This is a genomic window from Ruegeria sp. AK11 (assembly GCF_056541095.1).
This window is the reverse complement of the sequence record NZ_JBQFXU010000009.1, coordinates 79,256-94,708: the sequence shown is the minus strand read 5'-3', so window position 1 is coordinate 94,708 and position 15,453 is coordinate 79,256. Positions and strand designations below refer to the sequence as shown.

Genomic DNA, 15,453 nt, shown 5'->3' with positions numbered 1-15,453 from the left:
TGTTGATAGGCAGGAGGACGCACATGCAGAACGTGGTTCTTGTCGAAAACGTGGATGCCGACGCTGAACTGGATCGTTTGGCGGGTTATTACCGATCTGCCGGAGGGGCTGGTGTCAAACTGCTGAACAAGCTGGGCGGATCAGCCGAGTCCCTGCTCGAGCAATTGCCCGATCCGGTTCGGAACGGCCTGACAGGGGCTACCGAGCAGGCGCTGTGGCTTGCGATGCACGCGGCTCAGGGGTCCCGGCGTGCGATCCCTGATCAGCAGCCCTGGGTCAATACCGCGCTTGCCACGGCCATGGGCGCGGCCGGCGGGCTGGGCGGTGTATCAACAGCCCTGATGGAGCTGCCTGCAACAACCGCCATGCTGTTGCGCGCCATTCAGGGGGCCGCCGCGCGCGAAGGTTTCGACCCGTCCGCCGAGAACGTAAAGTTCGACTGTGTGCGGGTTTTGTCCGCATCGGGCCCGCTGTCGCATGATGACGGTGCGGATCTTGGCTTTTTCTCGGTGCGCCTGACACTGACGGGTCCGGCCATGCAGCGTCTGATTGCTGCAGTGGCACCACGCTTTTCAATCGTGCTGGGGCAAAAACTGGCGGCACAGTCCGTCCCGGTGCTCGGCGCGTTGGCCGGTGGTGGAACGAACTATGTCTATTCGCGCTATTACCAGCAAATCGCGCGCGTGCATTTCGGCCTGCGAAGATTGGCGGTTGATGCCGATATCCCGCATGACGAGCTGGTGAAACAGCTGTCAGCCCGTATGTGATCAACAAATGCGCCATCACGCCGGACTTGGCGGACACCACTTCATATGGTAGTTTTTCAAGGGATGGGCGCTAAATAGGCGTGTCCTGCGGGCCTATAACGCCAACGGGTCCTTTGCCCGAGCAAAAGGTGCGTCGCGCAATGAATGCAAGACCGGTACTGCGTGAATTGGCTGAGACTGCGGAACACCCTGTTTTGCGGCAATCCTCTGCCCTGTGTTACCGGATACGGCGTGGCCATCCAGAGGTGTTGCTGATCACGACACGCCGGGCCCAGCGGTGGATTGTCCCCAAAGGGTGGCTCATCCCCGGCCTGACCCCATCGGAAACCGCAGTGCAGGAAGCCTGGGAAGAAGCGGGCGTGACGGGGCGATGCAGCAAAGCGGGGCTGGGGCAGTTTCTGCACCTCAAGCACCGCCCAAATCAGCCCCCGACCTTGATTCTGGTCGATGTTTTTGCGCTGCATGTACAGGTAATGTCGCAGGACTTCCCCGAAAAGCACGAGCGCAGGCGCAAGTGGTTTGCACCTGAAAACGCGGCCCAAAAGGTCAGATCACCCGAGCTTGCCGAATTGTTACGCGACTTTAAGACCCATACACATTAAGATAGTACCAGAGAGGCTTGATATTGTCAGTCTGGTCGGTATCTATTCGCCAATCGTAATTTTGGACTGAACATGATTCAATACGCGTTGAAATGCAGTGAAGGCCACACATTCGACAGCTGGTTTCAATCCGCAGAAGCCTTTGACAAGCTGGCCTCTGCCAAGATGGTGACCTGCGCGATCTGCGGATGTACGCAGGTTGCGAAGGCGATCATGACACCGCGTGTCCGACCGGCCCGGAATGCGCAGGGAAAGCCCGAAAACGCGCCTGCATCCAATGAACAGATCAACGTCGCCACCCCTTCGCCCGAGATCGAGAAAGTTCTGACCGAAATACGCCGCCATGTCGAAAAGAACTCGGACTACGTTGGCAAGGATTTTGCAAGCGAAGCGCGCAAGATGCATCTGGGAGAGGCGCCAGAGCGTTCGATCTATGGTGAAGCCAGACCGGATGAGGCAAAATCGCTGATCGAAGATGGCGTGCCGGTGGCACCACTGCCGTTTCTGCCCAGCAGAAAGACCAACTGACCCATGCATGTCGTGATCACCGGTGCCAATCGCGGTATCGGCCGCGCCCTTGCCACGCGCTACGACACCCGCGGTGACGCGGTTACCGGAACCGCACGCGATGGCAGTGCACAGGTCCGTCTGGACGTGTCGGACCCGGCCCAACAGGCAGCAATGGCCGAACAACTGAAAGACCAGCCCGTTGATCTTCTGATCTGCAATGCCGGGGTCTATCTGGACAAGGGGCACACGATCGACGACTACCCCGCCGAAATGTGGGCGCAAAGCTTTGCCACCAACGTGACCGGCGTTTTCCTGACCGTTCAGGCCTTGTTGCCCAATCTGCGCGCCGCAGGCGGCAAGGTCGCGATCATCTCGTCGCAGATGGCGTCCCATACGCGGGCACCGGGGGGCAGCTATATCTACCGCGCCTCCAAGGCGGCGGCGTTGAACCTGGGGCGGAATCTGGCGACGGATCTGAAAGCCGACGGGATCGCCGTGGGCATCTATCATCCGGGCTGGGTGCAAACCGACATGGGCGGCGCGGCCGCTGATATTGATGTCGATCAGGCCGTCTCGGGCCTGATGGAACGCTTTGAGGCCCTGTCAATCAGCTCTACCGGCTGTTTTGAAACCTATGACGGGCAGGCGCACGCTTACTGACCGGTCAGCGCCGCTTTGGGAATTTCATAGACCTCACCGGGTTCAATATAGACCACAAGCACGTCACCCAGCGTTTCATAAGTCATCTTCGAGGTCGAGCTGCTGGACTCCGGCGCACCATCCTTGAAATAGATGTTGCGCACCTTGCCACCCCCCAAAGCCACGGCCAGCGTCGTTGTGCCGTCATCATGGCGGCGCAGCTCTGCATTGCAGCTTTGCATCGGGTCACCGGCATTTGCGGCGCAGGGCACCTTGCCCAGTGCATTCTTTCCGTCCGTGCCGGCCACACTGGCAACCTGCGCCAATGCAGGCGATGACAACAAAGTAACGGCAAGGGCTAGGCGAAACATGGGGAACCTCTTGATTTGGTTGTTACTCGCAGGCTGACACCGCACCTGCGCAATGTAAAGCGGCCCTGTGCCACAGGCGGGTCCTGTTTGCGCTCTTGCTCTTGGGGTGCCCCTCGCTTATGAGGCTCGGGACCTCTAATCCAAGGCGCGGAGACATTTGCCCCCATGCCCGTACTCGTTATGAAATTCGGCGGCACTTCGGTCGCCAACCTGGACCGCATCCGCCGTGCTGCCAAGCGCATCGGTGTCGAAGTTGCCAAGGGCTATGACGTGATCGTCATCGTCTCGGCCATGTCGGGCAAAACCAACGAGCTGGTGGGCTGGGTGAACGAGACCTCGCCGCTGTTTGATGCACGCGAATACGATGCCGTTGTATCTTCGGGCGAAAACGTCACCGCTGGGCTGATGGCGCTGACATTGCAGGAAATGGATGTTCCTGCGCGCAGCTGGCAGGGCTGGCAAGTGCCGCTGCTGACAACCAGCGCGCACAGCCAGGCGCGGATCGAAGACATCCCGACCACGAACATCAACCAGAAATTCGGCGAAGGCATGAAAGTGGCCGTTGTGGCCGGGTTTCAGGGGCTCAGCCCCGAAGGCCGCATCACCACGCTGGGCCGGGGTGGCTCTGACACCACTGCCGTGGCTTTTGCCGCCGCGTTTGGTGCGGAACGCTGCGACATCTATACCGACGTGGACGGCGTCTATACCACCGATCCGCGCATCTGCGAAAAGGCGCGCAAGCTGGACAGGATCTCGTTCGAGGAAATGCTCGAACTGGCGTCGCTGGGCGCCAAGGTGCTGCAGACCCGCTCGGTCGAGCTGGCAATGCGCTACAAGGTAAAACTGCGCGTTCTTTCAAGTTTCGAAGAACAATCCGACGAGGCCGGTACGCTGGTCGTTGACGAGGAGGATATCATGGAATCCAATGTTGTGGCCGGTGTGGCCTATTCCCGTGACGAGGCCAAGATGACCGTCGTTTCGGTGGCGGACCGTCCCGGTATCGCCTCGACCATCTTCACCGCGCTCAGCGATGAGGGCGTCAATGTCGACATGATCGTGCAGAACATCTCGGACGAGGGGCGCACGGACATGACCTTCTCGTGCCCCACCGATCAGGTGGTCCGTGCCGAAAAAGCGCTGCTGGCGATCAAGGACAAGGGCGAGCTCAATTATGCCGAACTGGTCGCCGATACCGGTGTCTGCAAGGTCTCGGTGGTGGGAATCGGTATGCGCTCGCAATCGGGTGTCGCGGCCAAAATGTTCAAGATACTCTCGGATGAGGGGATCAACATCAAGGTCATCACAACCTCCGAGATCAAAATTTCCGTTCTTATCGACAGGAAATACATGGAACTTGCCGTTCAGGCACTGCATGATGCCTTTGAACTGGACAAGGCGGCCTGAGCTGATCGGCCAAGGGTTTCGCCTGACACACTGAATTGGTTGGGCCATGGCGGACGGCACGGAAACAGAATCCCGCAAGCTGCTGGGGCGGTTGCGCGAGGCGATGGCCAGCGAAGCCGCTGGACAGGAGCGCCTTGATCAGATCACTCATCTGATCGCTGACAGCATGCGCAGCGAAGTGTGCTCAATCTATCTGTTCCGCGATGATGAGACCCTGGAACTCTGTGCGACCCAGGGGCTTGCGCCTGAATCGGTACACCAGACCCGGATGCGCATGGGCGAGGGGCTGGTGGGCAGGGTCGCCAAGACCGGCAAGGTGGTCAACACCCCGGATGCGCCGTCTGAAAAAGGGTTCCGGTATATGCCGGAAACCGGGGAAGAGCGGTTTTCGTCCTTTCTCGGCGTGCCGGTGCAGCGCCTTGGGGAAAAGCTCGGTGTTCTGGTTGTCCAGTCCCGCAAAGCGCGTGAATTTTCCGCCGACGAGATCTATGCGCTGGAAGTGGTGGCCATGGTGCTGGCCGAAATGGCCGAACTGGGCGCCTTTGTTGGCGAAGGCGCGGCCCTGTCGCCACGACACCAGCAATCGGTTCTGCTGCGCGGCGGCCCGGCGCAGGAAGGTTCCGCCGAAGGCCATGTCTGGCTGCATGAACCCCGCGTGGTTGTCACCAATCCGATCGCCGAGGACCCGCACCGGGAACGCGAACGTCTGAATGAGGCGGTGGAAGAGCTGCGCGTCGGTGTCGACAAGATGCTCGAAATTTCCCGGGATGGTGATACCGAACAGCTCAAGGTGCTGGAAGCCTACCGGATGTTTGCCAATTCCAAAGGCTGGATGCGCCGGATGGAAGAGGACATTGCTCTGGGGCTCAGTGCTGAGGCCGCGGTCGAGAAAGAACAATCTCAGGCGCGCGCCCGGATGGGGCAGGTGTCCGATCCCTATCTGCGCGAACGGCTGGCGGATCTTGACGATCTCAGCAACCGTTTGTTGCGCATTCTGACCGGGCAGGGAAAAACCGACAGCGCCGATCTGCCGCCCGATCCGATTCTGGTCGCACGCAATATCGGCCCCGGCGACTTGCTGGAATACGGGCGGGCGCTGAAGGGGATCATCCTCGAAGAAGGTTCAGTCGGCAGTCACGCCACCATTGTGGCCCGTGCGCTGGCGATCCCTCTGGTGGTCCATGTGGGCCGGATCACGACCGAAGCGTTGAATGGCGACCACGTGCTGGTGGATGGCGATCAGGGCGTTGTTCACCTGCGCCCCGAAGATAGCGTGGTCGGCGCCTTCCGCGACAAGATCGCGATGCAGGCCAAAGCGCAGGAACGCTATGCCTCGATCCGCGAAACGCCCTGTATCACACGCGACGGGACGCGCATCAATCTGGTGATGAACGCAGGCCTTATGGCCGACCTGCCGTCGCTGGGAACATCAGGTGCCGAAGGTGTTGGCCTGTTCCGAACCGAGCTGCAATTCCTGATCCGCAATCAGATGCCCAAACGGTCCGAGCTGGTCACCCAGTATCAGCGGGTACTGGATGCGGCAGGCGACAAAAGGGTGGTGTTCCGCACACTGGATATCGGGTCGGACAAGGTGCTGCCCTATATGAAACACGTGGCCGAACCCAACCCGGCCCTGGGTTGGCGCGCCATTCGTGTCGGTCTGGACAAACGCGGCGTGATGCGGATGCAGTTGCAGGCCCTTCTGCGCGCTGCCAATGGTCGCCCGCTGACCATCATGTTCCCCTTTGTCGCGCAGGCCGAGGAGTATCGCGAAGCCCGCTGGGAGGTAAACAAAACCATCGAACGCGAAAAGCGACTGGGCCACGTTCTGCCCGAAACGCTTGAAGTCGGCGCGATGCTGGAAACCCCGTCGCTGGCCTTTGCCCCGCAAAAGTTCTTTGACGAGGTCGATTTCATCTCGATCGGCGGGAACGACCTCAAGCAGTTCTTTTTTGCGGCTGACCGCGAAAATGAACTGGTCCGCCGCCGCTATGACACGTTGAATGTCAGTTTCCTGAGCCTGATGGAACGCATTGTCGAACGCTGCGGGCTTTCGGACACCCCGCTCAGTTTCTGTGGCGAGGATGCGGGCCGTCCGGTCGAGGCGCTGTGCCTTGCGGCCATGGGTATTCGCACCCTGTCTATGCGCCCGGCGTCGATTGGTCCGGTCAAAAGCCTGTTGCTGCGGTGCGACCTGATGGAGGTGCGAAAAATCATCGCCGACGCGCGCCATCGTGGCGAACAATCCGTGCGCCCGGCCGTGATGGAGTGGCTGCGCAGTCAGGTATAGCCCGCAAAACCTCGCTTTTTGGGGAAACTATGCTTGATTTTTTCGCGCAGGCTTTCTATCACGCAGGCAATGTTAGCGGTAACAGTGTGCCGCAGAGCCGTTTCATGCCGTGCTGAACTGATATCGGCAAACTCGAGAAGGAGCCTGTGATGGTTTCACGCGTAATTCCGGTAGAGCCGTTCGATCTTGTGTTGTTCGGCGCGACCGGGGATCTGGCGCAACGTAAGATCTTGCCGGGCTTGTACCATCGGTTCGAGGTCGGCCAGATGCCCGATGGGGCGCGGATCATCGGCACGGCGCGCTCGGATATCGACAGCAACGGGTTTCGCGATCAGGTCCGCGCATCGATGCAGGAATTCGCACCAAAGTTCAAAAAGGACACATTGGACCGGTTCCTGTCTCATGTTGAATACGTGCCGGTGGATGCACTGGGCGATGCCGGATGGTCCGATCTGTCCAAGCTGCTGCGCCCCGACGTGGTGCGGGCCTTTTACCTGTCGGTGGGTCCCAGCCTGTTTTCCGGCATTGCGCAGCGCCTGCATGACGCCGGTCTGGCCACGCCGGACAGCCGCATCGTTGTTGAAAAGCCTTTCGGTCATGACCTTGCCTCGGCCAGGGCGCTAAACGAAGGCTTGCGGGCGTGTTTCAAGGAACACCAGATTTACCGGATCGACCATTATCTGGGCAAGGAAACCGTGCAGAACCTGATGGCGCTGCGCTTTGCGAATTCCCTGTTCGAGCCGCTTTGGAATTCGACCCATGTCGACCATGTGCAGATCACCGTGGCGGAAACCGTCGGGGTCGAAGGGCGCGGGGCCTATTACGATCAATCCGGCGCGATGCGGGACATGATCCAGAACCATCTGGTGCAGTTGCTGTGCCTGACCGCGATGGAACCTCCGTCAAAGTTCTCTCCCAACGCGGTGCGTGACGAGAAGGTCAAGGTGATCGAGGCGCTTGAACCGGTCGAACCCAGAGATATCGCCCGTGGTCAGTATCGAACGGGCAAGGGCGGTGACGGATACCTTGATCACGTTGGCAACCCCGCCAGCCGCACCGAAAGCTTCATTGCGCTCAAGGTTCATATCGGCAACTGGCGCTGGGCCGGGGTGCCGTTCTACCTGCGCACAGGCAAACGCCTGCGCGCCCGTGCTTCTGAAATTGCGGTGTTCTTCCGCGACCCGCCACACACGATCTTTCCCAATGTCGGCCCGTTGCATGGCAACGTACTGGTGATCCGCCTGCAACCTGACGAAGGCATCACCCTGCGCACAACGATAAAGGAACCGGGGCAGGGCGGGTTCCGCCTGTCCGATGTCGCTCTGGACATGAGCTTTGCCGACGCGCTGGGTGATGACTCGCAATCCCCGGACGCATATGAACGCCTGATCATGGATGTCATCCGGGGCGATCAGACCCTGTTCATGCGCGGCGACGAGGCCGAGGCGGCCTGGGCCTGGGTCGATCCCATCATTCACGGCTGGGAACAGCGCGGGGACAAACCCGCCAAGTACGATCAGGGCAGTTCAGGCCCCGAAGAAGCACTGATGCTGATGCATCGCGATGGGCGTCGCTGGCGTCAGATCGGAGGGTAATCATGGTTCACTCTGTCATTTCCGACGTCACCAAACGGATCATCGACCGCAGCGCCGGTCTGCGCGGCCCCCATATCGACCGGATGGAACAGGCCAGATGTAAGGGCCCCGCTCGTGCGCACCTGTCCTGTAGTGGTCAGGCCCATGCCTATGCGGGTGCGGGTGAAGACCAGCAATCCATGGCCACCGGCACGGCGGGCAATCTGGGCATTGTCACCGCCTATAACGACATGCTGTCCGCCCATCAGCCCTTTGAAAGGTACCCCGCCCTGATCCGCGATGCGATCCGCGCCGCCGGAGGTACTGCTCAGGTCGCAGGTGGCGTGCCAGCCATGTGCGACGGTGTCACCCAGGGCGAAGCAGGGATGGAATTGTCGCTGTTTTCGCGCGACGTGATCGCTCTGGCAACTGGCGTAGCACTCAGCCACAACACTTATGACGCGGCTGTCTTCCTCGGCGTCTGCGACAAGATTGTCCCTGGTCTGATCATCGGTGCGCAGGCGTTCGGGCATCTGCCTGCCGTGTTCCTGCCCGCAGGACCAATGACCAGCGGTCTGCCCAATGACGAAAAGGCCAAGGTCCGCCAGAAATTCGCTGCCGGAGAGGTCGGGCGCGACGAACTGATGGCCGCTGAAATGGCCGCCTATCACGGCCCCGGCACCTGCACTTTCTACGGCACCGCCAATACCAACCAGATGCTGATGGAGTTCATGGGCCTGCACCTGCCGGGCTCCAGCTTCGTCAATCCCAACACGCCCTTGCGCGACGCGCTGACACAAGAGGGCGCGCGCCGCGCCCTGTCGCTCAGCGCGCTGGGAAACAGCTATACCCCGGTTTATCAGGTGCTCGACGAACGGGCCTTTGTGAACGGTATCGTCGGCCTGATGGCGACCGGAGGCTCGACCAATCTGCTGATCCACCTGATCGCCATGGCGCGCGCCGGGGGCATCGTGCTGGATTGGCAGGATTTTTCCGATATCTCCTCCGTTGTTCCACTGGTCGCGCGGGTCTACCCCAACGGTCTGGCCGACGTGAACCACTTCCACGCCGCAGGCGGGCTTGGGTTCACAATCGGCACGTTGCTCGAAGAAGGTTTGCTGCACCCCGATACTCTGACCGTCGCCGGGCAGGGCCTGCACAATTACACGCGCGAACCCAAGCTGATCAATGGTGAGCTGACCTGGCAAGACGGTACAGGCCACAGCCTGAATGACAAGATCGTCCGCCCCGCCCGCGATCCGTTCCAGCCCACCGGCGGCCTGTCGCGCCTGACCGGCAATCTGGGCACAGCCGTCATGAAGGTCTCGGCCGTCGCGCCAGAACATCAGGTGGTCGAGGCTCCGGTCCGCGTTTTCCACGACCAGGACGCGGTCAAGGCAGCCTTCAAGGCTGGCGAGTTCACCGGTGACGTCATCGTCGTCGTGCGCTTCCAGGGCCCCAAGGCCAACGGGATGCCGGAACTGCACTCGCTGACGCCCATGCTGTCGATCCTGCAGGGCCGGGGGCAGAAAGTGGCGCTGGTCACCGATGGCCGCATGTCTGGCGCATCCGGCAAGGTGCCCGCCGCCATCCATGTCGTCCCCGAGGCGCTCGACCGCGGCCCCATTGCATACCTTCAGGATGGTGACATCCTGCGCGTTGACGCGGTCAGGGGTGATCTGGAAATCCTCACTGAGGGCGTTCTGGACCGCGCGCCCGTCACCGCCGACCTGTCCGCCAATCAACACGGTACAGGGCGCGATCTTTTTGGCGCGTTCCGCCAGAATGTCGGCTCGGCCGACACCGGTGCCAGCATTTTCGGAGTTTAACCTCATGTCCAAATCCCAACGCACCCGTGAAATCTGCGCACTGGCCCCGATCGTTCCGGTTCTGGTTGTCGATGACGTCGCGCAGGCCCGCCCGCTGGCCGAGGCATTGGTCGCCGGCGGTCTGCCAGCGCTTGAGGTCACTTTGCGCACGCCCGCCGCGCTCGACGCGATCCGCGCGATGGCCAAGGTGCCCGGCGGCGTGGTCGGCGCAGGTACGCTGGTCACACCGGAAGACGTCCGCGCCGCCAAAGAGGCGGGCGCGCAGTTCGGCGTCTCTCCGGGCGCAACCGACGCGCTCATCGCGGCGTGCGAGGCCGAGGGCCTGCCGCTGCTGCCCGGCGCGGCCACGGCCAGCGAAGCGATGGCATTGCTGGAAAAAGGCTATGACATGCTGAAATTCTTCCCGGCCGAGGCCTCGGGCGGCGCGCCCGCACTCAAAGCCATCGGCGCACCCCTGCCGCAGATCAGCTTTTGCCCGACAGGCGGGGTGTCGCCGTCCAACGCCTGTGACTACCTGTCCCTGTCCAATGTGATCTGCGCCGGTGGCAGCTGGGTCGCGCCCAAGCAGATGGTCGAAAGCGGTGACTGGGCCGGGATCGAAACACTTGCGCGCGAGGCATCCAAGCTGGCGGATTGACGTCGCGAAGCCCCTCGGTAATGTGGGCGTCAACTCAGACAGGTTGACCCCATGACACAGACATCTGCCCTCTCCCAGGGGCGAACTTATTTGGCGATCCCGGGCCCTTCGGTGATGCCGGACGCAGTCCTGCAGGCGATGCATCGCCCGTCGCCCAATATCTACGATGGCGCGCTCATCGACATGATGCCCGACCTGACCCGCGATCTGCGCCGGGTTGCTCGTACAGGCCATGACGTTGCCATCTATATCGCCAACGGTCACGGCACGTGGGAGGCCGCGTTGTCCAACGTGATCGCCCCCGGCGAAACCGTTCTGGCTCCTGCCTCGGGCCGGTTCACCCATGGCTGGGCCGAGATGGCCGAAGGCATCGGGGCAAAGGTGCAACTAATCGATTTCGGCACCTCATCCGCCTGGGATCTCGACCGAATTGCCGACGCATTGCGCGCGGATAAAAGCCGTCAGATCAAGGCCGTTCTCGCGGTTCATGTGGACACATCAAGCTCGATCCGCAACGATATCCCGGCACTGCGCAAACTGCTCGACGATCTGGACCACCCGGCGCTGTTGATGGCCGATTGCATTGCCTCGCTGGGATGCGACCGGTTCGAGATGGATGAATGGGGCGTCGATGTCACGGTCACCGCCTGCCAGAAAGGCCTGATGACCCCCGCAGGCACAGGCTTTGTCTTTTTCAACGACAAAGCACAGGCCAAGCGGGCCGCCATGCCGCGTGTGTCGCGATACTGGGACTGGCAGCCGCGCGCCAATCCCGACCTGTTCTACCAGTATTTCGACGGTACCGCGCCGACGCATCACCTCTATGGTCTGCGCGCCGCGCTCGACCTGATCCATGCGGAAGGGATCGAACAGGTCTGGGCCCGCCATGAGCGTCTGGCTACTGCCATCTGGGCGGCCTGCGAAACATGGGCCGAAGGCGGCGCGCTGCATCTGAACGTTGCCGACCGCGACCACCGCAGCCATGCCGTTACAGCCCTGCGCCTGACCGGAGGGCGCGGCACGGCCCTACGCGCGTTCACCGAACATCAACTGGGCCTGACATTGGGCATTGGCCTTGGGATGGAGGATTACGACAGCTGTTTCCGCCTCGGGCATATGGGCCATGTCAACGGGCAAATGGTGATGGCGATGCTGGGCGGTATGGAAACGGCCATGGCCGCGCTTGATATCCCCCGTGGCAAAGGCGCGCTCGAGGCCGCCGCCGCCGTCCTGGCCGCCTGATACACGTCAGACGAACAGCGCTGATCCGCCCCTTCATCTGGCCAAAAATATCCTCGGGGGGAATCGCGCATTGCGCGATGGGGGGCAGACAGCCCCCCTTTGCCCCGTTGGCAAGACAGACCAGCGCTAGCCCGTCTTTGCCCGCACCTCTGCTAGCGCCTTGGGCAAGGCGGCCGCAAAAGCATCCAGATCTGCTGTTTCACCACAGCTTACCCGGATGCACCTGTTCTGGGGCGCTGCAAACGGCATCCGAACAAACAGACCCCGCGCAACCAAAGCCTCCAGTACCGCTCTGGCGAATTCTCCATCCCGCCCGCAATCAATCGTCACGAAATTGGTGGCCGAGGGCAACGGCTCCAACCCGTTCTCGCGGGCAATTGTCCCTATCCGCTCACGCGCCTCGGCGATCTGTGTTTGAATGTGCTCCAGCCAGGCGCCATCCTGCAACGCGGCCAGCGCCCCGGCCTGCGCCGCGCGGTTCATGCCGAAATGGTTGCGCACCTTGTTAAAGGCTGCGATCAGGTCGGGCGCTCCCATGGCATAGCCAACCCGCGCGCCCGCCATGCCATAGACCTTGGAAAATGTCCGCATCCGGATCACGCGAGGGTCGTCTGCGCTGACGGGTGCCGCTGTCCCATCTGGCGCGCATTCCACATAAGCCTCATCCAGAATCAGCAGGCAACCGTCGGGCAGGGCATCCATCGCCGCCACGATATCCGCGCCGGAATGCCAGCTGCCCATCGGATTGTCCGGATTGGCCAGATAGACCAGTTTTGCACCCACCTCGGCCGCCTTCGCAAACAGGGCCGCCGGGTCTTCGTGATCCCCGGCATAAGGGACCTTGTGCAGAACGCCACCGAACCCGGCCACATGATAATTAAAGGTGGGATACGCCCCGTCCGAGGTTACAACCGCATCCCCGGGCCCTACAATCAGACGCACAAGATAACCCAGAAGCCCGTCAATCCCTTCGCCCACAACGATATTTTCGGAGGTTACCCCATGATACTCGGCCAAAGCATGGCGCAGATCGTGGTTCTCGGGATCGCCATACATCCAGATATCAGACGCGGCCTGCTCCATGGCCCGGATCGCGCGGGGCGAGGGGCCAAACACGCTCTCGTTGGCCCCAAGACGGGCAATGAACGCCGCGCCGCGCTGACGCTCTTGCGTTTCGGGGCCCACAAAGGGCACGGTGGCGGGCAGGGATTGGGCAAGCGGGGTGTATCGAGGTCCTGTCATGCCTGCAGATAACCCCAAGCCCGAGCTTCGGGCAAGCGCGCACCTCATCCCGCGTGTCGGAACGTATTGAAACACAAGTAAGGAGCGCAGATGCGCATACTGTCTGCCATTGTTCTTCTGGGCCTTGCCTATCTTCTGTTCTGGCCCGTTCCCGTTATCCCCGTCGCCGTTGAGATGCCTGAAGATGCCGGTTTCACAGGGGATTTCGCAGAAAACACCGCGCTGGACGCCGCGCAGCTGATCCGCCTGCCGGATGGGGAAACCGGCCCCGAAGACATCGCCATCCTGCCCGGCGGTGCGGTCTATACGACCAGCCGGTCCGGCACGCTCTATCGCATAGACGGGGCTGACCCTGTTGTGGTCGACCAGCTTGGCGGGCGTCCTCTGGGCCTCAGGGCCGGGCCGGATGGCGCGCTCTATATTGCCGACAGCTTTCGCGGGGTGATGCGCTGGACCGGGCCGGGCACGCTTGAATCCGTGGTGGCCGATATCGACGGTGCGCCCGTAGTCTATGCAAACCAACTGGACGTGGCACAGGACGGCACGATCTATTTTTCGAACTCCTCTGACCGGTTCGATCCCGAAACCATGGGCGGGACCAAGCCGACTTCGGTCCTGACCATCTGGGAACAATCCGATACAGGCTATGTCGCCCGTCACAACCCCGATGGCCGCACCGAAAAGATTGCCACTGGATTCGTCTATACCAATGGCATTGCCCTCTCACCTGACGCAGATTTCCTGCTGATCGCCGAGACCGGTCGCGCACGGGTGCACAAGTTGTGGCTCAGCGGGCCGAAAGCCGGTCAGCAAGAGGTCTTGCTGGACAACCTGCCCGGCTATCCCGACAATCTCGAAGCACAGGGTGATGGCACCTACTGGATGGCCTTCGCCAGCCCGCGTGTCCCGTCCGAGGAACTGATGCCGTACCCCTTCCTGCGCAAGGTGGTCTGGCGGCTGGGTCCGGCTGTACGCCCGGCGCCGATCCATCGGGGTATGCTGGTGCAGTTCGATGGTGAAGGCACGATCCTGCGCACCCTACAGGATCCGCAGGGCCGAATTGGCATCACAACAGGGGGCCGGATCGTGGGCGATCAGTTTTATGTCATGACGCTCGATTCTCCCTGGTTCGGGCGGATGCCTGTCAGCGATATGCCCTGACGTCGCAGTGGAAATCGGCGTCCCGTCCGGGCATGGTCGCCGCAACTGAATTTCGGGAGGTCCCCCATGTCACGCGTATCCGTCACCTATCAAGACCATGTTGCCCATGTCACCCTGACCCGGGGTGACAAGATGAACGCACTGGATGACGCGATGGTCAAGGCATTGCTCTCTGCCGGGCAAGAGGTCGCCGCCTCGGACGCCCGCGCCGTGGTTTTGTCGGGCGAGGGGAAAAGCTTCTGCGCCGGGCTCGACATGGCAAGCTTTGCCAAGATGGCCCATATGGACCCCACCGAATGGCTGATGACCCGCAGCCACGAAGATGCCAACGAAATGCAGGAGCTTGCCCTGATCTGGCGTCGCGTACCGGTGCCGGTGATCTGCGCCATTCAGGGTGTCGCCTATGGCGGTGGCCTGCAAATCGCTCTGGGCGCGGATATCCGTATCGCGCACCCCGAGGCGAAACTGGCGGTGATGGAGATGAAGTGGGGTATCATCCCCGATATGGGCGGCATGGTTCTGCTGCCCCGGCTTGTGCGTTCGGACGTGCTGCGCCTGCTGACCTACACGGCCCGGCCCATCGGCGCGCAGCAGGCGATGGATTGGGGACTGGTCACGCAGCTTTCAGATGACCCGCTGACCGAAGCTCTGGCCATTGCCGAGAATATCGCCGGTCAAAGCCCCTCGGCTATCCGTGCCGCCAAGCGGCTGATCGAAGTGGCCGAAACCCAGCCCCGTGCGGACGTTCTCAAGGCGGAATCCGCCGAGCAGGTGGAGTTGATCGGCAAGCCTCATCAGATGGAGGTCGTGATGGCGCAGATGCAGGGCCGCAAGCCCGAGTTCAAGTGATCAGCGCATGAAAGCCCGCCGTGCATCGCGGGCCATGTTGTAACGCATTTCCAGATCAGCGATCTCCGACATCGCGGCCCGGCGTTCCGCGGGGTCGGTCAGGGCCGGATACGCTTTGCGGGCCGCATCCAGTTTCTTTTTAATGTCGAACTCTTCGGGCAGAACCCCGGCTTGCGCCATGATCCGGTGCCCGGCGGCGATGGCCAGATCGCCCTGCGCCTCGCCGGACCGGTCGGGCAGGGGGTGACCTTCGCCGACAAGGCCCTGCAACTGCCCCTCGGCCTGTGCCTTTTTGATCTGGCGCTCCACCAGTTTTCCAAGTGAACCGAACATGGA

At 61.7% G+C, this 15,453-nt stretch carries 15 protein-coding genes; 12 read left to right on the top strand and 3 right to left on the bottom strand.

Annotated features, from left to right (window positions below):
* Nucleotides 1–23 precede the first annotated feature (23 nt).
* From ACR0D9_RS16880 to ACR0D9_RS16865, 4 genes are all read left to right on the top strand, one after another.
* On the top strand, nucleotides 24–767 hold the full coding sequence (locus tag ACR0D9_RS16880) for an EcsC family protein (RefSeq protein WP_480484390.1): 744 nt from the start codon (nucleotides 24–26) through the stop codon (nucleotides 765–767).
* 140 nt (nucleotides 768–907) lie between these two features.
* Nucleotides 908–1,369: an NUDIX hydrolase gene (locus ACR0D9_RS16875; protein ID WP_480484391.1), complete on the top strand. Its 462-nt coding sequence runs from the start codon at nucleotides 908–910 to the stop codon at nucleotides 1,367–1,369.
* A 72-nt stretch (nucleotides 1,370–1,441) separates the two neighbouring features.
* Nucleotides 1,442–1,897: a DUF1178 family protein gene (locus ACR0D9_RS16870; protein WP_480488472.1), complete on the top strand. Its 456-nt coding sequence runs from the start codon at nucleotides 1,442–1,444 to the stop codon at nucleotides 1,895–1,897.
* 3 nt (nucleotides 1,898–1,900) lie between these two features.
* On the top strand, nucleotides 1,901–2,539 hold the full coding sequence (locus ACR0D9_RS16865; RefSeq protein ID WP_480488470.1) for an SDR family oxidoreductase: 639 nt from the start codon (nucleotides 1,901–1,903) through the stop codon (nucleotides 2,537–2,539).
* Here the strand turns inward: ACR0D9_RS16865 and ACR0D9_RS16860 are convergent.
* Nucleotides 2,533–2,889, bottom strand: a complete 357-nt coding sequence (locus tag ACR0D9_RS16860; protein WP_480488468.1) for a hypothetical protein — start codon at nucleotides 2,887–2,889, stop codon at nucleotides 2,533–2,535. The two genes, ACR0D9_RS16865 and ACR0D9_RS16860, sit on opposite strands and share 7 nt — an antisense overlap.
* Before the next feature lie 165 nt (nucleotides 2,890–3,054).
* Between ACR0D9_RS16860 and ACR0D9_RS16855 the strand changes: the two genes are divergently transcribed.
* From ACR0D9_RS16855 to ACR0D9_RS16830, 6 genes are all read left to right on the top strand, one after another.
* The gene (locus ACR0D9_RS16855) at nucleotides 3,055–4,293 is read left to right on the top strand and encodes an aspartate kinase (RefSeq protein ID WP_480488466.1); all 1,239 of its coding nucleotides are present in this window, start codon (nucleotides 3,055–3,057) and stop codon (nucleotides 4,291–4,293) included.
* A 46-nt stretch (nucleotides 4,294–4,339) separates the two neighbouring features.
* On the top strand, nucleotides 4,340–6,583 hold the full coding sequence (gene ptsP, locus ACR0D9_RS16850) for a phosphoenolpyruvate--protein phosphotransferase (RefSeq protein WP_209505648.1): 2,244 nt from the start codon (nucleotides 4,340–4,342) through the stop codon (nucleotides 6,581–6,583).
* Between the two features lie 149 nt (nucleotides 6,584–6,732).
* Nucleotides 6,733–8,178 carry a glucose-6-phosphate dehydrogenase gene (gene zwf, locus ACR0D9_RS16845; protein ID WP_480539560.1) on the top strand — a complete coding sequence of 482 codons (1,446 nt, stop codon included), beginning with the start codon at nucleotides 6,733–6,735 and terminating at the stop codon, nucleotides 8,176–8,178.
* A gap of 2 nt (nucleotides 8,179–8,180) precedes the next feature.
* Nucleotides 8,181–9,986 (top strand): phosphogluconate dehydratase, encoded by a 1,806-nt coding sequence (gene edd, locus ACR0D9_RS16840; protein ID WP_480539558.1) that lies wholly within the window; start codon nucleotides 8,181–8,183, stop codon nucleotides 9,984–9,986.
* A gap of 4 nt (nucleotides 9,987–9,990) precedes the next feature.
* A complete protein-coding gene (locus ACR0D9_RS16835; RefSeq protein ID WP_480539556.1) occupies nucleotides 9,991–10,623 on the top strand; it encodes a bifunctional 4-hydroxy-2-oxoglutarate aldolase/2-dehydro-3-deoxy-phosphogluconate aldolase in 633 nt (210 codons plus the stop codon).
* Between the two features lie 51 nt (nucleotides 10,624–10,674).
* Nucleotides 10,675–11,865, top strand: coding sequence for a pyridoxal-phosphate-dependent aminotransferase family protein (locus ACR0D9_RS16830; RefSeq protein ID WP_480539555.1), 1,191 nt, complete (start codon nucleotides 10,675–10,677; stop codon nucleotides 11,863–11,865).
* Nucleotides 11,866–11,991: 126 nt separating this feature from the next.
* On the opposite strand, the gene ACR0D9_RS16825 is transcribed toward ACR0D9_RS16830, so the two are convergent.
* Nucleotides 11,992–13,107: a pyridoxal phosphate-dependent aminotransferase gene (locus ACR0D9_RS16825; protein WP_480484397.1), complete on the bottom strand. Its 1,116-nt coding sequence runs from the start codon at nucleotides 13,105–13,107 to the stop codon at nucleotides 11,992–11,994.
* A gap of 90 nt (nucleotides 13,108–13,197) precedes the next feature.
* On the opposite strand from ACR0D9_RS16825, the gene ACR0D9_RS16820 reads away from it, so the two are divergent.
* Together ACR0D9_RS16820 and ACR0D9_RS16815 are read left to right on the top strand one after the other, a co-directional pair.
* Nucleotides 13,198–14,268, top strand: coding sequence for an SMP-30/gluconolactonase/LRE family protein (locus ACR0D9_RS16820; protein WP_480539553.1), 1,071 nt, complete (start codon nucleotides 13,198–13,200; stop codon nucleotides 14,266–14,268).
* 66 nt (nucleotides 14,269–14,334) lie between these two features.
* The gene (locus ACR0D9_RS16815; protein WP_209505660.1) at nucleotides 14,335–15,117 is read left to right on the top strand and encodes a crotonase/enoyl-CoA hydratase family protein; all 783 of its coding nucleotides are present in this window, start codon (nucleotides 14,335–14,337) and stop codon (nucleotides 15,115–15,117) included.
* On the opposite strand, the gene ACR0D9_RS16810 is transcribed toward ACR0D9_RS16815, so the two are convergent.
* On the bottom strand, nucleotides 15,118–15,450 hold the full coding sequence (locus tag ACR0D9_RS16810; protein WP_480488457.1) for a DnaJ family domain-containing protein: 333 nt from the start codon (nucleotides 15,448–15,450) through the stop codon (nucleotides 15,118–15,120).
* Nucleotides 15,451–15,453: the final 3 nt, after the last annotated feature.

What these genes read in the sequence shown, in the direction of transcription:
- ACR0D9_RS16880 (WP_480484390.1), top strand. Translation starts at nt 24, where the DNA reads ATGCAGAACGTGGTTCTTGTCGAAAACGTGGATGCCGACGCTGAACTG.
- ACR0D9_RS16875 (WP_480484391.1), top strand. Translation starts at nt 908, where the DNA reads ATGAATGCAAGACCGGTACTGCGTGAATTGGCTGAGACTGCGGAACAC.
- ACR0D9_RS16870 (WP_480488472.1), top strand. Translation starts at nt 1,442, where the DNA reads ATGATTCAATACGCGTTGAAATGCAGTGAAGGCCACACATTCGACAGC.
- ACR0D9_RS16865 (WP_480488470.1), top strand. Translation starts at nt 1,901, where the DNA reads ATGCATGTCGTGATCACCGGTGCCAATCGCGGTATCGGCCGCGCCCTT.
- ACR0D9_RS16860 (WP_480488468.1), bottom strand. Translation starts at nt 2,889, where the DNA reads ATGTTTCGCCTAGCCCTTGCCGTTACTTTGTTGTCATCGCCTGCATTG.
- ACR0D9_RS16855 (WP_480488466.1), top strand. Translation starts at nt 3,055, where the DNA reads ATGCCCGTACTCGTTATGAAATTCGGCGGCACTTCGGTCGCCAACCTG.
- ptsP (WP_209505648.1), top strand. Translation starts at nt 4,340, where the DNA reads ATGGCGGACGGCACGGAAACAGAATCCCGCAAGCTGCTGGGGCGGTTG.
- zwf (WP_480539560.1), top strand. Translation starts at nt 6,733, where the DNA reads ATGGTTTCACGCGTAATTCCGGTAGAGCCGTTCGATCTTGTGTTGTTC.
- edd (WP_480539558.1), top strand. Translation starts at nt 8,181, where the DNA reads ATGGTTCACTCTGTCATTTCCGACGTCACCAAACGGATCATCGACCGC.
- ACR0D9_RS16835 (WP_480539556.1), top strand. Translation starts at nt 9,991, where the DNA reads ATGTCCAAATCCCAACGCACCCGTGAAATCTGCGCACTGGCCCCGATC.
- ACR0D9_RS16830 (WP_480539555.1), top strand. Translation starts at nt 10,675, where the DNA reads ATGACACAGACATCTGCCCTCTCCCAGGGGCGAACTTATTTGGCGATC.
- ACR0D9_RS16825 (WP_480484397.1), bottom strand. Translation starts at nt 13,107, where the DNA reads ATGACAGGACCTCGATACACCCCGCTTGCCCAATCCCTGCCCGCCACC.
- ACR0D9_RS16820 (WP_480539553.1), top strand. Translation starts at nt 13,198, where the DNA reads ATGCGCATACTGTCTGCCATTGTTCTTCTGGGCCTTGCCTATCTTCTG.
- ACR0D9_RS16815 (WP_209505660.1), top strand. Translation starts at nt 14,335, where the DNA reads ATGTCACGCGTATCCGTCACCTATCAAGACCATGTTGCCCATGTCACC.
- ACR0D9_RS16810 (WP_480488457.1), bottom strand. Translation starts at nt 15,450, where the DNA reads ATGTTCGGTTCACTTGGAAAACTGGTGGAGCGCCAGATCAAAAAGGCA.